At 65.4% G+C, this 16,059-nt stretch carries 12 protein-coding genes; 10 read left to right on the forward strand and 2 right to left on the reverse strand.

What is annotated here, in order from left to right:
* Positions 1-14: 14 nt before the first annotated feature.
* Positions 15-2,543 carry an excinuclease ABC subunit UvrA gene (locus tag HK108_RS16595; protein WP_181272316.1) on the reverse strand — a complete coding sequence of 843 codons (2,529 nt, stop codon included), beginning with the start codon at positions 2,541-2,543 and terminating at the stop codon, positions 15-17.
* A 256-nt stretch (positions 2,544-2,799) separates the two neighbouring features.
* Here HK108_RS16595 and HK108_RS16600 point away from each other — a divergent pair, with 256 nt between their 5' ends.
* A complete protein-coding gene (locus HK108_RS16600) occupies positions 2,800-4,071 on the forward strand; it encodes an MFS transporter (protein ID WP_139469992.1) in 1,272 nt (423 codons plus the stop codon).
* Positions 4,072-4,299: 228 nt separating this feature from the next.
* Here HK108_RS16600 and HK108_RS16605 read toward each other — a convergent pair whose 3' ends face one another.
* A complete protein-coding gene (locus tag HK108_RS16605) occupies positions 4,300-5,208 on the reverse strand; it encodes a sulfite exporter TauE/SafE family protein (RefSeq protein ID WP_181272317.1) in 909 nt (302 codons plus the stop codon).
* 396 nt (positions 5,209-5,604) lie between these two features.
* Here HK108_RS16605 and HK108_RS16610 point away from each other — a divergent pair, with 396 nt between their 5' ends.
* From HK108_RS16610 to HK108_RS16650, 9 genes are all read left to right on the forward strand, one after another.
* Positions 5,605-6,480: a sirohydrochlorin chelatase gene (locus HK108_RS16610; RefSeq protein ID WP_181272318.1), complete on the forward strand. Its 876-nt coding sequence runs from the start codon at positions 5,605-5,607 to the stop codon at positions 6,478-6,480.
* A gap of 128 nt (positions 6,481-6,608) precedes the next feature.
* Complete coding sequence (locus HK108_RS16615) at positions 6,609-8,336, forward strand: nitrite/sulfite reductase (RefSeq protein WP_181272319.1); 1,728 nt, start codon at positions 6,609-6,611, stop codon at positions 8,334-8,336.
* Positions 8,333-9,055, forward strand: a complete 723-nt coding sequence (locus HK108_RS16620; RefSeq protein WP_181272320.1) for a phosphoadenylyl-sulfate reductase — start codon at positions 8,333-8,335, stop codon at positions 9,053-9,055. The genes HK108_RS16615 and HK108_RS16620 overlap by 4 nt, the downstream gene beginning before the upstream one ends.
* The gene (cysD, locus tag HK108_RS16625; protein WP_181272321.1) at positions 9,052-10,017 is read left to right on the forward strand and encodes a sulfate adenylyltransferase subunit CysD; all 966 of its coding nucleotides are present in this window, start codon (positions 9,052-9,054) and stop codon (positions 10,015-10,017) included. The genes HK108_RS16620 and cysD overlap by 4 nt, the downstream gene beginning before the upstream one ends.
* The gene (locus tag HK108_RS16630) at positions 10,017-11,396 is read left to right on the forward strand and encodes a sulfate adenylyltransferase subunit 1 (RefSeq protein WP_181272322.1); all 1,380 of its coding nucleotides are present in this window, start codon (positions 10,017-10,019) and stop codon (positions 11,394-11,396) included. Before cysD ends, HK108_RS16630 begins: the two co-directional genes overlap by 1 nt.
* Positions 11,393-12,205: a uroporphyrinogen-III C-methyltransferase gene (gene cobA, locus HK108_RS16635; protein ID WP_181272323.1), complete on the forward strand. Its 813-nt coding sequence runs from the start codon at positions 11,393-11,395 to the stop codon at positions 12,203-12,205. Before HK108_RS16630 ends, cobA begins: the two co-directional genes overlap by 4 nt.
* Positions 12,202-12,528 (forward strand): ferredoxin, encoded by a 327-nt coding sequence (fdxA, locus tag HK108_RS16640; RefSeq protein WP_172172271.1) that lies wholly within the window; start codon positions 12,202-12,204, stop codon positions 12,526-12,528. Before cobA ends, fdxA begins: the two co-directional genes overlap by 4 nt.
* 70 nt (positions 12,529-12,598) lie before the next feature.
* Entirely contained in the window at positions 12,599-14,008 is a 1,410-nt protein-coding gene (locus HK108_RS16645) for an FAD-dependent oxidoreductase (protein WP_181272324.1), read from the forward strand.
* A 214-nt stretch (positions 14,009-14,222) separates the two neighbouring features.
* Positions 14,223-15,893 carry an APC family permease gene (locus tag HK108_RS16650; protein WP_181272325.1) on the forward strand — a complete coding sequence of 557 codons (1,671 nt, stop codon included), beginning with the start codon at positions 14,223-14,225 and terminating at the stop codon, positions 15,891-15,893.
* Positions 15,894-16,059 lie beyond the last annotated feature (166 nt).

Genomic DNA, 16,059 nt, shown 5'->3' on the forward strand with positions numbered 1-16,059 from the left:
TGTCGGCTCAATCGCTATCCGGCAGAGTTCGGCTGCACATGCCCCTTGAGGTACTCACCAGTCACGCTGTTCGAAGCATCCGCGATCTGCTGCGGGGTTCCCGTCGCGATGATCTGCCCGCCATCCTGACCTCCACCGGGGCCGAGGTCGATGATCCAATCGGCGTTGACGATCATGTCGAGATCGTGTTCGATGACCAGGACCGTTCCGCCCTGGTCGAGAAGCTGTTGGAAGACGCGCACGAGCACGCGCACATCCTCGGGGTGCAGGCCCACGGTCGGTTCGTCGAAGACGAAGAGTGTGTGCTGCTGTGACTTCCCGAGCTCGGTGGCGAGCTTGAGCCGCTGTGCCTCGCCGCCGGACAGTGCAGGGGTTGCCTCGTGGAGGGTGAGGTATCCGAGTCCCACATCGGCCAGTGCCCTCAGCCGGGCGTGGACCTTGCGCATCTCGGCGAGGTGGGGGAGCGCCTCGGCGACGGTCATCGCCAACAGTTCCGGCAGCGACAGCGGCTGGCCATCGGCGTCCGAGACACGGCGATACTCATCCGCATCCGGACTGTACCGGCGGCCCCCGCAGTCGGGGCAGGGAATGTCGACATCGGGGAGGAACTGCACATCGAGGGTGATCTCGCCGGTGCCTTCGCATTTCGGGCACCGCAGCGAACCCGTGTTGTACGAGAAGTCCCCGGCCGTGAGCCCGGCGTCCTTGGCCGAGTCGAGGCGGGCGTACGCCCGTCGGAGGTCGTCGAGGACTCCGGAATAGGTGGCCACGGTCGAGCGGACGTTGATGCCGATCGGGGTGGCGTCGACGACGTTGACTCGATCGATCCCGTCGGCGTCGATGTCACGCACATGAACGGGCCGCGAACGTTTATCGGCGGCATTGAGCGCGGGGACGAGGCTGTCGAGGACGAGGGTGGTCTTGCCCGATCCGGACACACCCGTGACGACGGTCAGTCGCTGCCGCGGTATCTCCGCTTCGAGGGCGTGGACCGTGTGAATCGGCGCGGTGCGCAGCCGGATCCGTCCGTGATCGAAGGTCGCCGAGGCGGCCGCGGGCTCGCGCACGAGTGTTTCGGCGCGGCCGGTGAGGTAGGGGCCGATGCGGGAAGCGGGGTGGCTGTCGAGGTCTGCGACAGTGCCGGTGGCCACGACCGTTCCGCCATCGCGACCGGATCCGGGTCCGATCTCGATGAGGTGGTCGGCTTCGCGGAGGACGAGTGGGTCGTGGTCGACCATGACGACGGAGTTGCCCTCGTCGAGGAGGTCGGTGATGACGCCCTGTAGGCCCGTGATGTTCGAGGGGTGGAGACCGATCGAGGGTTCGTCGAGGACGTAGAGGACGCCGGTGGTCTCATTGCGCACGGCGCGAGCGAGTTGGACACGTTGGCGTTCACCCGTCGACAGGGACGAACCAGCCCGGTCGAGGGCGAGGTAGCCGAGCCCCAGGTCGAGCAGCCGGCGTGCCATGCCGAGCAAGGCATCCACCAACGACCTGGCCATGGACTGCATCGATGCGGGGAGCCCGGCAGGAACGTCCGTGGCCCAGTCGACGAGTTCGTCGAGGGTCATCGCGGTCGCCTCGGCGAGGCCGATTTCGCCGATACGCGGTGCTCGAGCGGCGGGGGAGAGGCGGGTGCCTTCGCAGTCGGGGCAGACCTGTTCGGAGAGGAACCGGCTGACCCTGGCGAAGCGCTTCTCGGTGTCCGCGCGTTTGAGTTCTTCGGTCACGGTCAGGCGGGCGTTGCGGAAGGTGAAATCGAGGTCGTGCAGTCCCTTCTTCGAGGTGACCGTGATGTGCTTCTTCTCCTCGGGACCAGAGAAGACGATCTCGCGTTCCCAGTCCTTGAGGTCGCGCCAGGGCACGTCGGTGCGGACTCCGAATTCGCGGGCGATCTGCGGTTGGACGTTGAAACCGAACATCTGCCAGGGGATGACGGTGCCGTCGTCGATCGACATGTCGAGGTCGCGGATGAGGGCGGCATCGTCGACTTCTCTGATGGTGCCGATGCCCTCGCAGCGGGGACAGGCTCCACCGGAATTGAAGGCCAGCTCCTCGGCGCCGGGCGCGTGGACGGTCTCACCGCATTCGGGGCAGTCGAACGGCTCCTCGGCAGCGACGTTGAGAGTCGGTTCCTGCCGGTGCCCGTTCGGGCAGAGGTGGGAGGCCAGCCGAGAGAACATCAGGCGGATGACGTTGAGCAGCTCGGTCGAGGTGCCGAAAGTCGAGCGGACCCCGGGGACTCCGGGTCGTTGCCGCAGAGCAAGGGCGGCGGGGATATGGCGGACGGTGTCGACGTCGGCGCGGGCGGCTTGAGCCATGCGTCGACGGGTGTACGTCGACAGAGCTTCGATATAGCGGCGGGAGCCTTCGGCGTAGAGGACTCCAATAGCCAGCGAGGATTTGCCCGAACCGGAGACGCCGGCGATGGCGACGAGGGTATTCAGAGGCACGTCGACGTCGATATTCTGCAGGTTGTGCACGCGGGCGCCGCGCACCTCGACCGCTGTGGCAGGGGCAGTGTTCCGGGCTTCGGTCGACATATCGTGATCGTAACAACCGACACTGACGTGACTCGTCACCTGCTGAGACTGCCTTTGCAGCCGGATACTACGGGACTACAATCGTCTCGCTGACGAGAACAGGGGCATACTGGTCAGATCAGAGACTCCAACTAGGTCTGTGAATAAGCAACATCCGCCCCGGGTGACGAGCAACGGTGCCTGCATCCTGCAAGCCCACGATCCACCACCGGCTTCGCCAACCACGGCATCCGGCACCTACAAGAAGAGGCACACGATGACTGAGACACCCGTCGAGTCCCGCGAAGACAAGTCGCGGGCCCGCAAGGCCGTAGTCGCGGCCGGACTGGGCAACGCCCTCGAATGGTATGACATCATCCTGTTCGGGTTCATGGCCACCTCGATCACCGCGGTCTTCTACCCGGGCGAAGGTCTGTCCGCGCAGCTGATGACCTGGGCGACCTTCGCCATCACCTTCGTCGTCCGTCCCCTCGGCGCGATCATCATCGGCCGCTACTCGGACAAACACGGCCGCAAATCGGCCTTGTCGCTGACGATCGGGCTGATGACCCTCGGTGTGTTCATCATCGTCATCCTGCCCGGCGAAGCGACCATCGGCATCTGGGGCGCGATCGGCCTCATCATCGCCCGCATCATCCAGGGCATCTCCGCCGGTGGCGAATTCGGGTCGGCCACAGCCTTCCTCACCGAGAACGCCAAGCGCGGCAAGGCCTACTACGCCTCTTTCCAGACCGCTACCCAGGGTATCTCGATGTTCCTGGCCGCCGGAATCTCGTGGATCCTCAGCTCGGCACTGAGCGAAGAGGCCCTGCACTCCTGGGGCTGGCGAGTGGCCTTCGCCCTCGGCCTGCTCATCGGACCCGTCGGCTGGTACATCCGCTCGAAGATGGATGACACTCCTGAGTTCAAGGCCGCCGAGAAGACCGACAACCCGCTTCGCGTCCTCCTCAGTGAGAACTTCGGTCGCCTGTTCTCCGCGTTCCTCATCATCGCGATGGCCACGATCTCGGTCTACCTCATCACCTTCCTGCCGCAGTTCGCCGTCACCAACCTCGGCCTCGACGCGTGGGCATCATTCCCCGGTGCCGTCGTCGCCGGTGTCATCACACTCATCGGCGCTCCGTTCGCCGGCCGCCTGGCCGACCGGGTGGGACCGACGACCGTGATGATCCCGACGACCATCGTCGGCATCATCGTCGCCTGGCCGATGTTCATCCTCTTGACCGCGAACCCCTCGATCGGAGTCCTCACCCTGTGCGAGGCGATCGTCGGCCTGTTCATGGTCTTCTACTTCGGTCCGATGCCGGCGCTGCTGTCCGAGCTGTTCCCCGTCAAGGTGCGCAGCTCCGGCATGACCATCGCCTACAGCTTCGGTGTCGCGATCTTCGGCGGCTTCGCCCCGCTCATCCTCACCGCGCTGCTCGGCGCGACCGGTCTGCTGACCGTGCCCGGCTTCTACTACGCGGGCCTGTCGCTGCTGTCCCTCATCGGCGTGATCATGGCCCGGAAGCTCTACAGCCAGCGCTGACCGCACCGCAGACCCGAACAGACCCGACCCCGCGATTGTGCGGGGCCGGGTCTGTTCGCGTGTTCCTGCCGGCTTATCGGTCTTCGCCCGCAGGAATCGTGTGCTTGACGGGGTTTCCTCGCCTCGTTCAAGTCGGCCCGCGAAAATAGGTGCGTGTACCTCGCGATAAGCGAGCTTGGCCTTGAACGACGGTATGGAAGAGGGAAGGAACGCCCTCGCCGAGGCGGTTCACCCGCCGACCGGCACCTCGACGCCAGCCTCCTCGGCCTTCCGGACCTTCGCTGCCGCACGCTCGATGCGCACGATGTGAGCGAGCAGGGCGAACCACACAAGAGCCAGGCCGCCGAGCGTCAGCCACACAGCCGACGAACCGAGGCCGATGGCGAGCAGGATGGTGCGGACGTTCGTGAGAACGATGATTCCACCTGCGGCGACCGCAAGCACCCTGGCCGGCAGCAGCTTCACCAGCCATGCGGCGAAGGGTGCGGCGATGACGCCGCCGACGAGCAGCGCCGCCACGATCTGCCATTCGAAGCCCTGTGATCCGAGTGCAATGAGGAATCCGAGCGAACCGCCGACCGCGACGATGAACTCGCTCGTGTCGATCGAGCCGACGACCTTGCGCGGCTCCAAGCGTCCCGAGGACAGCAGCGTCGTCGTTCCGACTGGTCCCCAGCCGCCCCCGCCGATCGAGTCGAGTGTGCCGCCGATGAGCCCGACCGGGACGAGCATCTTCGCGCTCGGCCGTGACTTGAACGTCGGACGCGCACCGCCGAGTGCCAGGAACCGCCAGATGACGTAGACGCCGAGCGCCAGCAGGATCCCTGAAATCCATGGGGTCGCCGCTTCCCCGTCCAGACTGGCGAGGAACGTCGACCCTGCGATCGCCCCGACGAACCCCGGACCGGCCAGAATCGCGACGGTCCGCCAGTCGACATTGCCGAATTTGTGGTGCGAGATCCCCGACACCAACGTCGTCCCCAATTCAGAGAAGTGCACCGCCGCCGAGGCGGCCGCCGGTGCCGTACCCGCCGCGAGCAGCAGCGTGGTTGAGGTGACCCCATAGGCCATGCCCAGGGAACCGTCGATGAGCTGCGCGATGAGCCCGACTATTCCCAGGATGATGAGCTGACGCATGTGCTTGCCTTTCGTGGATGACGCGGAGGATGTGGAGGCGCAGAAGATTGGTGAGGCGTCGAAGATGCGGACGGTGCCAGCGACGCAAAGACGCGTTGACAACACACACTAGCGAAACTGTTGAGCAGAAAGGAAGATCGGCAGCAATCCTACGAACTCGGTCGCCGTATGTCGAAAGATGACGTCGAATGTCGATATTTCGCTGATGAGCAGCCTGTATGCGACGCCGAGGCGGATGGGTTACGCTATGCGAATGCATTCAATCCAAACGATCACTGCTCGCCCTGGTTGCTCAGTCGTTGAGCAATCAGCCTGTCCGGTGACCTCGACGGCCCCGGGGCAGGTGCGGGAACGGGTGCAGAGTCTCGCGCAGAGAAGCGCTGAGGAGCGGGCGCAATGACAGGGTTGCCGTCGGTGGGCCTGATCTCCCATGGAACCTCATCGCCCACCGGGCAGGTCTTCATCGAAGTGCTCGCGACAGAGATCGCCACGGACCTGCGTATTCGCGGGATTGCCGACGAGGTCATGCTCGGCCATGTGGACGTCCAAAAACCCGACGTCGACGAGGTGATCGCCCGACTGCCCGCCGACCGTCCGGTCGTCCTCGTGCCGCTCCTGCTCTCGGCGGGGTATCACGTCCATGTCGACCTCGCTGAGGCGGTCGACCGTGCCGCTGAATCGGGCCGTGACGTTCGACGAACGCCCACGCTCGGGCCCGACCCGAGGCTTGCAGAGATCCTCGCCGACCGCCTCCCGGCGCTTAGCGACAACGACGACGTCATCCTCGCCGCTGCCGGTTCGAGCGACGAGCGGGCCAACGAATCCTGCCGCGAGATGGGCAGGCTGCTGGCCGCAGAACTCGAGCGCCCCGTCGAGGTCGGCTTCCTCGCCGGCGGAGGAGTACCGTTGAAAGACCTCGTCGGACAGAACCGCAGTCGCGGTGCCCGACCCGTGCTCGCGAACTACCTGCTGGCTCCCGGTTTCTTCGACGACCTCGCCCGCAAGCACGTAGAGGGCGGCACTGACTCGACCGGCCTCCTCGCCCCGCCGCTTCTCACCGGAGGCGGCACCACGTCCGCCGTCCCGCCGAAACTCGTTGACATCGTCCGCGACCGAGTCCGAGAGGGCATCCGCGGCCAAGTTCGCGACGGTGTTCTCGCGACCGGCCGCAACAGCGGCCCCGGTGGCGCCCATGTCGAAGGCGGCTGTTCTGCCTACGTCCAACCTCACACCCAACCCCACAACTTCACCCCGCAGATGCTCAATGCCTGACCGCATACACGGCAGGCCGTGACGCCATATGTCACTTCGTGACACAAACCCTTCGGTAATTGGTTGAGCAATTCGGCATTCATGTAGCGTGATTCATCACTGGTTCCCCTCAGCGTTTGGAGACAGCAATGTCCACTCAGGTGGAAGAGAACAAGGAAACGGCAGGTAAACGGGCCGCAAAGCGGCCCGCCCGCCCGAAGAAGTCCAATGGGCAGTGGAAGATTGACGGCCATGAACCGTTGAACAAAAACGAGATCGACAAGGCCGAAGACAACGGCCTCAACGTTCGCGCCCGAATTGAGACCATCTACTCCAAACGTGGATTCTCGTCGATCGACTCCGACGACCTGCACGGCCGCTTCCGCTGGTGGGGCCTGTACACGCAGCGCAAACCCGGAATCGATGGCGGCCGCACCGCGAAGCTCGAGCCGCATGAGCTCGAGGACGAGTACTTCATGCTGCGTGTCCGCATCGACGGCGGAAAGCTCACCACCGAGCAGCTGCGCACGATCGCCGACATCTCCACCGAATTCGCCCGCGACAGCGCCGACCTCACCGACCGCCAGAACATCCAGCTGCACTGGATCGAGATCGAGAACGTCCCCGAGATCTGGCGCCGCCTAGAAGCCGTCGGCCTGCAGACCACCGAAGCCTGCGGCGACGTCCCCCGCGTCATCCTCGGCTCACCCGTCGCCGGCATCGCCGCCGACGAGCTCATCGACCCGACACCGGCGATCGAAGAGATCTCACGCCGCTACATCGGCGACCAGAGCCTGTCGAACCTGCCCCGCAAATACAAGACCGCGATCACCGGCCACCCCAGCCAGGACGTCGTCCACGAGATCAACGACTGCTCCTTCGTCGCCGTCGAACACCCCGAACACGGCATCGGCTACGACCTGTGGGTCGGCGGCGCCCTGTCCGTCGTCCCCCGCTTCGCCGAACGCCTCGGTGCCTGGGTCGCCCCCGACCAGGTCGTCGAGACCTGGCTGGGAGTGACCTCGATCTTCCGCGACTACGGCTTCCGCCGCCTGCGCAACAAGGCCCGACTGAAGTTCCTGCTCGCCGATTGGGGTCCGGAGAAGTTCCGCGAGATCCTCGAGACCGAATACCTCGGATTCAAACTCGCCGACGGTCCGGCGCCGGCCAAGCCGATCACCGCCGGCGACCACGTCGGCGTGCACAAGCAGACCGACGGCCGCTACTACATCGGGGTCAGCCCCGTCGTCGGCCGCGTCTCGGGCACCCTGCTCAGCCAGGTCGCCGACCTTGCCGACAAGTACGGCTCTACCCGCCTGTGCACCACCCCGCACCAGAAGTTCCTCCTCCTCGACATCGAGGAGAAGGACGTCGAAGCCGTCGTCGCCGAGCTTGACGCCTTGGGCCTCTCCAGCCGCAAGGACCTCTTCCGCCGCTCGACGATCGCGTGCACCGGCATCGAATACTGCAAACTCGCCATCGTCGAGACCAAGCAGACCGCAGCCGACACCATCACGAAGCTCGAAGAGCGCCTCGCCGACATCGAGGAGCTGCCCCACCCGATCAGCTTCCACCTCAACGGCTGCCCGAACTCCTGCGCCCGCATCCAGACCGCCGACATCGGGCTCAAAGGCCAGATCGTCACCACCGACGAAGGCGAACAGGTCCCCGGATTCCAGGTCCACGTCGGCGGAGGCCTGGCCTCGAAAGACCGCGACGAGGCCGGACTCGGCCGCACCGTCCGTGGACTCAAGGTCACCGCCGAGAACCTCAGCGACTACGTCGAGAAACTCGTCCGTCGCTTCCTCGCCGGGCGTGGGGAGACCGAGACTTTCTCCGAATGGGCCCACCGCGTTGACGAGGAGGAACTGGTATGACCCGCCCCATCGAGGAACTCAAGGCCCTCGCCGAGGCGGGTGCCCGTGAACTCGCCGGTGACCCGGAGAACGGTGTTCCCGAGGCCAACCCCGCCGACGTCATCCGCTGGGTGTCCCGGAACTTCGACACCGCGGCCTGCGCCGTGGCCTGCTCGATGGCCGACGCGGCACTGCCGCACTACGTCGCCCAGTACCAGCCCGGCGTCGATGTCCTCTTCCTCGACACCGGCTACCACTTCTCCGAGACCTATGACACCCGCAACGAGGTGGCCCGCCGTGTCGACGTCCACATCGTCGACGTCCTCCCGGAGCAGACCGTGGAAGAGCAGAACGCCGAATTCGGCAAGGACCTCTTCGCCCGCGACCCGGGCCTGTGCTGCGCCCGCCGCAAGGTCGCACCATTGAAGAAGTCGCTGAACGGCTACGAACTCTGGTTCACCGGAGTCCGCCGTGACGAGTCTCCCACCAGGACGAATACGCCGCTGATCACCTTCGATGAGAAGAACGGACTCGTCAAGGTCAACCCCCTGGCCGCATGGTCCTTCGATGACCTCCTCGACTACTCGCGCGCCTTCGACGTCCCGGTCAACCCGCTGCTGAGCCAAGGGTACCCGTCGATCGGCTGCCAGCCCTGCACTCGCCCCGTCGCCGAAGGGGAAGACCCCCGCGCCGGCCGTTGGGCCGGATCGACCAAAACAGAATGCGGACTCCACACATGAGCATCGACACCCAGTTCAACCACGACACCTACACCACCCCCGAGGCGGCGCCCGCCCACAACCCGGGTGCGAGCCTGTCCACCCTCGACGTCCTCGAATCCGAAGCGATCCACATCATCCGTGAGGTCGCCGCCGAGTTCGAACGCCCCGTGCTGCTGTTCTCCGGCGGCAAGGACTCCGTGACCGTCCTCCACCTCGCGGCGAAGGCGTTCTGGCCGGCGAAGATCCCGTTCGGACTCCTCCACGTCGACACCGGCCACAACTTCGACGAGATCATCCGCTTCCGCGACGAGACGGCCGAGAAGTACGGCCTCGACCTCACGGTGGCGAAGGTCCAGGACTACATCGACGACGGTCGCCTGCGCGAACGCCCCGACGGAACCCGCAACACCCTGCAGACCCAGCCGCTGCTCGACGCCATCACCGGCGGAAAGTTCGACGCCGTCTTCGGCGGTGCCCGCCGCGACGAGGACAAGGCCCGGGCCAAGGAACGAATCCTGTCCCTGCGCGACGAATTCGGCGGCTGGAACCCCAGCAGCCAACGCCCCGAACTGTGGAACCTCTTCAACGGTCGCCACCTGCCCGGCGAACATGTGCGCGTGTTCCCGATCTCGAACTTCACCGAACTCGACGTGTGGAGCTACATCGCCCGCGAAGGCATCGAACTGCCCGAGCTCTACTTCGCCCACGATCGCGAAGTCTTCCAGCGCGACGGCATGTGGTGGGCCACGGGCGAATTCTCCACCCCGCGCGACGGCGAGACCGTCACGACCAAGAAGGTCCGCTACCGCACCGTCGGGGATATGAGCTGCACCGGAGCCGTCGAATCGAGCGCCGATGACCTCGAGTCCATCCTCGCCGAGGTGGCCGCCACCACTGTGACCGAGCGCGGTGCCACTCGCGCCGACGACCGGATCTCGGCCGCGGCGATGGAAGACCGCAAGAAGGACGGGTACTTCTGATGACGACCACAACCACCACCGAAACAACTACCACCGAGGCGACGCCGACCTTGGACACGACAACGAAGACGCTGCTGCGCTTCGCCACCGCCGGATCCGTCGACGACGGCAAATCCACGCTCGTCGGCCGGCTCCTCCACGATGCGAAGGCGATCCTCGCCGACCAGCTCGCCGCCGTGACCGCCACCAGCCGGGAACGTGGGTTCTTGGGCGGTGAGTTCGATTTCGCGCTGCTCACCGACGGTCTGCGGGCCGAACGCGAACAGGGCATCACCATCGACGTCGCCTACCGGTACTTCGCCACCGACCGTCGCTCGTTCATCCTCGCCGACTGCCCCGGACACGTGCAGTACACGCGGAACATGGTCACGGGAGCCTCGACCGCCGATGCCGTCGTCGTCCTCATCGACGCCCGCACCGGCGCGACCGAACAGACCCGCCGGCACCTCACCGTCGTCTCCCGACTGGGCATCCGCCACGTCATCATCGCCGTCAACAAGATCGACCTCATCGACTACGACCAGGCGGCGATCGAGACGGTCGAGAACGACATCAAGGCACTCGCGGACGAGATCGGCCTCGAGACCCCGCACCTCATTCCGATCTCCGCCCTGGCCGGGGACAATGTCGCCACCACCTCGGACAGCACTCCCTGGTACACCGGGCCGGCACTGCTCGAACTCCTCGAGACCCTGCCGAGTGCGGACGAGGACACCGCCGACCTCGAGGCCTTCCGCCTCGACGTGCAGACCGTGCTGCGTCCGCAAGGGGGCCTGGCACCGGGTCTCGACCCCGAGGAATTCCGGGACTACCGGGCCGTGGCCGGACAGATCACGGCCGGGCGGGTCAGCCTCGGCGATGAGATCGAGATCCATCCTGCCGGGCTGAAGACGACGGTGACCGGAATCGATACCGCCAGCGGTCCCCTTGAGACCGCGAGTGCGCCGCTGTCGGTGGCGCTGCGGTTGGCCGATGACGTCGATACCGCCCGTGGCAGCGTCATCGCCGCGGCCGGCACCCTGCCCACCCCGCGCCGGGAACTGCGCGCCGAGGTGTTCCCGTTCACCGCGGAGGGCCTGCGCACGGGGGATCGGGTGCTCATCAAGACGGGGACGACGACCGTGAAGGGGATCGTCACCATCGAGGCCAAACGCAACCTCGAGACCTCCGAGACCGAACCCGCCGAGGTGCTCGCCGGCAACGACATCGGCCTGGCCCGGGTGAAGCTGTCCGCCGAGCTGCCGGTCCCGGACTTCCGCGACCACGGCACGGCCGGAGCCTTCGTCGTCATCGACCCGCAGACAGGCAACACCCTCGCTGCGGGAATCCACACCCCCGAGGCGGCCCCCAGCTCCGAATCCACCGAGGACCAATCATGACGCTCTTCCTCCCACAGCAGCCCGGCACGGTGCTGCTCGTCGGTGCCGGACCGGGCGATCTCGGACTGCTCACGGTCACCGGTCTGCGCGCATTGGAACGCGCCGATGTCATCGTGGCCGACCGCCTCGGTGCCAGATCAGTCATCGATCAGCTCGAAACCGAACGCGGCGCACCCCTGGACGCGGAGATCATCGACGTCGGCAAGCTGCCGGGGCACCATCCGGTGCCGCAGAGCGGGATCAACGACATCCTCATCACACAGGCGAAGCTCGGCCGTCGGGTCGTCCGACTCAAGGGCGGGGACCCGTTCGTCCTCGGACGTGGGGGAGAGGAGGTCATCGCCTGCCGGGCCGCCGGAGTCGATGTCCGCGTCGTTCCCGGGGTGACCAGCGCGAACTCCGTTCCCGCGGTCGCCGGAATCCCGCTCACCCACCGAGGTGTCGCCACCTCGTACACGGTCGTGACCGGTCACGACCAGCTCAGCGAGATCGGCGGGGGATGCGACCACACCGTCGTCGTGCTCATGGGAGTGGGCACACTCATCAATTCGGCGATGGTGCTCGCCCGATCCGGGCGCGGTGACGACTGCCCGGTCGCGATCGTCGAAGACGGTTTCGGTGAGAACCAACGAGTGACCATCGGAACCCTCGGCGACATCGCCTTCCGCGCGGCTCGCCGAGGCGTCCGCTCACCGGCCGTGATCGTCGCTGGTGATGTCGTGACCCTGAGCCCCTACGCCGATGGTGCGTTCACTTCGGCGACAGAGCCTATGCCAGCGCACGCATCCGAACTCGTGAGGAACCCATGACCTACATCATCGCCCAACCGTGCGTGGACCTGAAGGACCGAGCCTGCATCGAGGAATGCCCGGTCGACTGCATCTACGAAGGCACCCGTTCCCTCTACATCCACCCCGACGAATGCGTCGACTGCGGGGCTTGCGAACCCGTGTGCCCCGTCGAGGCGATCTTCTACGAAGACGATGTGCCTGATGAGTGGGAGGCCTATTACAAGGCGAACGTCGAGTTCTTCGATGACATCGGCTCCCCGGGCGGAGCAGCCGCCCACGGGGTGGTCGACAAAGACCATCCCTTCATCGCAGCTCTGCCGCCGCAGAACGCGGACGACTGAACACCCAGCGACGGACTTCTCAATGACGACGAGCGACACTTCGCTCATCTCCGACTGATCAAGGAAAACCATGCCTGCTATTCCCTTCAGAGTGGCCATCATCGGTGCCGGTCCCGCCGGCATCTACGCCGCCGACCTGCTGACCAAGGCCGAACATGACCTGGAACTGAGCATCGACCTCTTCGAACGCCTGCCCTCTCCCTTCGGGCTCGTCCGCTACGGTGTCGCCCCCGACCATCCGCGGATCAAGGGCATCATCAATGCGCTCATCAAGGTCCTCGACCGTGGTGACATCCGCCTGTTCGGCAACGTCGAATACGGGGTCGACATCAACCTCGGCGAGCTCACCGACCGCTACGATGCGGTGATCTTCTCCACCGGCTGCTTCGTCGACGCACCGCTGTCGCTGCCCGGCATCGACCTGCCCGGTTCCTATGGGGCCGCGGACTTCGTCAACTGGTACGACGCCCACCCGGATGTGGCCCAGACCTGGCCGCTGGATGCGGAGAAGGTCGCGGTGCTCGGCAACGGCAACGTCGCCCTCGACGTGGCTCGGGTGCTCGCGAAGCAGGCCGATGACCTGCACACGACGGAGATTCCCGATCACGTCTACGAGGGCCTGAAGTCCTCGAAGGTCACCGATGTCCATGTGTTCGGACGGCGTGGTCCCGCGCAGGCGAAGTTCACTCCGCTCGAGCTGCGTGAGCTCGGTCAGGTCGACGACGTCGACATCATCGTCTATCCCGAGGACTACGAATTCGATCAGGGGTCGCTCGAGGCCATCGAGTCGAGCAACCAGGTCAAGCAGGTGACGAAGACGCTCACGGACTTTGCGATGCGGGAGGAGACCGGGGCGAAGCGCCGTCTGCACCTGCACTTCCTCCACGCACCGGTGGCCATCCTCGGCGAGGATCGGGTGACCGGTCTACGCACGGAACGTCAGGAACTCGACGGGACCGGTGGCGTCAACGGCACCGGGGACTTCCACGACTGGGACATCGATGCCGTGTACCGGGCCGTCGGCTATGCGGGAACGCAGCTGCCGCAGCTGCCCTTCGATGAGGCCAAGAAGGTCATCACGAATCACGAAGGTCGCGTCGTCGACGCCGACGAGCAGGGCCAGGCCGCCGAGGCGGACGTCATCCCCGGCGTGTACACGACCGGGTGGATCAAGCGCGGACCGGTCGGGCTCATCGGTCATACGAAGGGCGATGCGCTCGAGACGATCGGGCACATCCTCGACGACCAGGCCGCCGGGGCGCTCACCGAACCCCTGTACCCGGAGGAGTCCTCGATCGTCGAGCTGCTCGAGTCGAAGGGCGTCGACTTCACCGATTGGGAGGGCTATCACCGGCTCGAGGCCGCGGAGAAGGCCCTCGGTGTGGCCGAGGGACGTGAGCGGGTGAAGATCGCGACCCGTGAGGCCATGCTCGCCGAGGCGCGCGCCCACCTGACCGCGGACGCGAACGCCGGGAGCTGAGAGCCGCGCCCACCGCGTCGGCACCCACCTCGAGGCGCAAACCTCACATAGTGACCCTCAACGTTCCACCATTCGACCCCGAACACCGAAAAGAGGTGTTCGGGGTCGTTTGAGTCTGTGACCTGGCCGTATAACACGGCTATGTAATTGACGTCACACGCCGATCGGAGAAAACTAGCGGCGGATAAACTGCCGTCTACCCTGGGAGGCAAAGATGCCCTCACAAAGTTCCCTGTCGTCGGGCTCGCCCACGAGCGTGACCGTCGTCCATGACAAAGGGCTCAAACGTGATATCGGCAAGACCGGCCTGCTCTTCACCGGAGTCGGGTCGATCATCGGCTCCGGTTGGCTCTTCGGTGCCTTCGATGCCGCGAGCATGGCTGGTCCGGCCGCGATCCTGTCGTGGGCCCTGGGTGCGGTCCTCATCATCTTCGTGGCTCTGAACTACTCCGAACTCGGTGTCATGTTCCCTGTCGCCGGCGGTGTCGTGCGCTACCCGCACTATGCCTTCGGTTCGTTCGCCAGCTACACCAGCGGGTGGATCACGTGGCTGTCGGCGGCGGGAACCGTGGGCATCGAGGTGCTCGCGGCCGTCCAGTACGCCTCGAGCTATATGCCGTGGCTGATGGAGTCGAAGGAGGGGGTGCTCGTCCTCACGGTGCCGGGCATCTTCGTGAGCATTGCGATGGTCGCGGTCTTCTGCGTCATCAACATGTTCGGCGTGAAGTTCTTCGCCCAGTTCAACAACGTGCTCGTGTGGTGGAAGCTGCTCGTCATCGTCCTCGTGTTCATCGGACTGGCGCTGCTGGCCTTCAACCCCGGTCACTTCCACATGCCCGAGTTCGGCGGTTTCGCTCCCAACGGCATCGCCCCGATCTTCGCGGCCCTGCCCGCTGCGGGCATCGTCTTCTCCTACCTCGGATTCCGTCAGGGTGTGGAGTTCGCGGGTGAGACGAAGAATCCGCAGAGGAACGTGCCCTTCGCCGTCATCGGTTCGATCGTGCTCACCGGCATCATCTACATCCTCCTGCAGGTCGCGTTCATCGGCGCCATCCCCACCGACCTGCTCAAGGACGGTTGGGGCGGACTGTCGTTCTCGAACTCGGCGGGACCGTGGGCGGAGATCGCGATCATGCTCGGCGCCATGTGGCTGGCGATCATCCTCTACATCGACGCCGTCGTCTCCCCGGCCGACACCGGCCTGATCTTCACCGCGCTCACCCCGCGTCTGTCGTACTCGCAGGCACGCGTGGGCAATGCCCCGAGTGCCATGACGAAGCTGAACAAGAAGGGCATCCCGTGGTTCGGTCTGCTCATCACGTTCATCGTTGCCTGCTTCCTGTTCTTCCCGTTCCCGTCGTGGGCGAAGATGGTCGGGTTCATCACCTCCGGCACCGTCATCTCCTTCGGCTCCGGTCCGATCACGGTGGCGGCATTGCGCCGTCAGCTGCCTAATCAGGAGCGTCCGTTCCGCCTGCCTGGTGGAGACGTCCTCCCGTTCCTCGGGTTCCTCGCTGCGAACCTCATTGTGTTCTGGACTGGGTGGGACACGAACTGGAAGCTGTTCCTAGCGATGGCTCTGGGCTACGTCGTCCTCGGCCTGCACTATGCGTTCAGCGACCGCAGCAAGATCCCGCCGCTGCAGTTCAAATCCGGTTGGTGGATGATCCTGTGGCTCGGCGGCCTGGCCGTGCTCAGCCTGCTGAGCAATTACGGTGAGGGCGCTATGGGCGTGCTCACGTTCGGCTGGGGCGAGCTGGTCTGCACCATCTTCACCGCCATCGTCTTCTACGTCGGCATCAAGACCCGCCTGGGGTCGGAGGAAGTCGTCACCAACGTCGAGAACACCAAGGAGGCAGCGGCCGAACACATTGACGGGGAATGAACCCGTGACAGTTCGTCGAACTGGCTGAACGTCGAATCCTTCGACGTCAAAGAACGATGCCCTCGCCGAGGCGGCCCGACCCCGTATATCCACGACAGTGGAGTACGGGGTCGGGTTCGTTCAGCGCAGGAACCGTGGCAGGTTAAGGGATCCGCGATCTGAGGCA

Origin of the sequence: Brevibacterium sediminis (assembly GCF_013623905.1) — a bacterium.
In the GTDB taxonomy this organism is placed as follows: Bacteria; Actinomycetota; Actinomycetes; order Actinomycetales; family Brevibacteriaceae; genus Brevibacterium; species Brevibacterium sediminis.

What these genes read in the sequence shown, in the direction of transcription:
- HK108_RS16645 (WP_181272324.1), top strand. Translation starts at nt 12,599, where the DNA reads ATGCCTGCTATTCCCTTCAGAGTGGCCATCATCGGTGCCGGTCCCGCC.
- HK108_RS16605 (WP_181272317.1), bottom strand. Translation starts at nt 5,208, where the DNA reads ATGCGTCAGCTCATCATCCTGGGAATAGTCGGGCTCATCGCGCAGCTC.
- fdxA (WP_172172271.1), top strand. Translation starts at nt 12,202, where the DNA reads ATGACCTACATCATCGCCCAACCGTGCGTGGACCTGAAGGACCGAGCC.
- HK108_RS16595 (WP_181272316.1), bottom strand. Translation starts at nt 2,543, where the DNA reads ATGTCGACCGAAGCCCGGAACACTGCCCCTGCCACAGCGGTCGAGGTG.
- HK108_RS16650 (WP_181272325.1), top strand. Translation starts at nt 14,223, where the DNA reads ATGCCCTCACAAAGTTCCCTGTCGTCGGGCTCGCCCACGAGCGTGACC.
- cysD (WP_181272321.1), top strand. Translation starts at nt 9,052, where the DNA reads ATGAGCATCGACACCCAGTTCAACCACGACACCTACACCACCCCCGAG.
- HK108_RS16620 (WP_181272320.1), top strand. Translation starts at nt 8,333, where the DNA reads ATGACCCGCCCCATCGAGGAACTCAAGGCCCTCGCCGAGGCGGGTGCC.
- HK108_RS16630 (WP_181272322.1), top strand. Translation starts at nt 10,017, where the DNA reads ATGACGACCACAACCACCACCGAAACAACTACCACCGAGGCGACGCCG.
- HK108_RS16610 (WP_181272318.1), top strand. Translation starts at nt 5,605, where the DNA reads ATGACAGGGTTGCCGTCGGTGGGCCTGATCTCCCATGGAACCTCATCG.
- cobA (WP_181272323.1), top strand. Translation starts at nt 11,393, where the DNA reads ATGACGCTCTTCCTCCCACAGCAGCCCGGCACGGTGCTGCTCGTCGGT.
- HK108_RS16615 (WP_181272319.1), top strand. Translation starts at nt 6,609, where the DNA reads ATGTCCACTCAGGTGGAAGAGAACAAGGAAACGGCAGGTAAACGGGCC.
- HK108_RS16600 (WP_139469992.1), top strand. Translation starts at nt 2,800, where the DNA reads ATGACTGAGACACCCGTCGAGTCCCGCGAAGACAAGTCGCGGGCCCGC.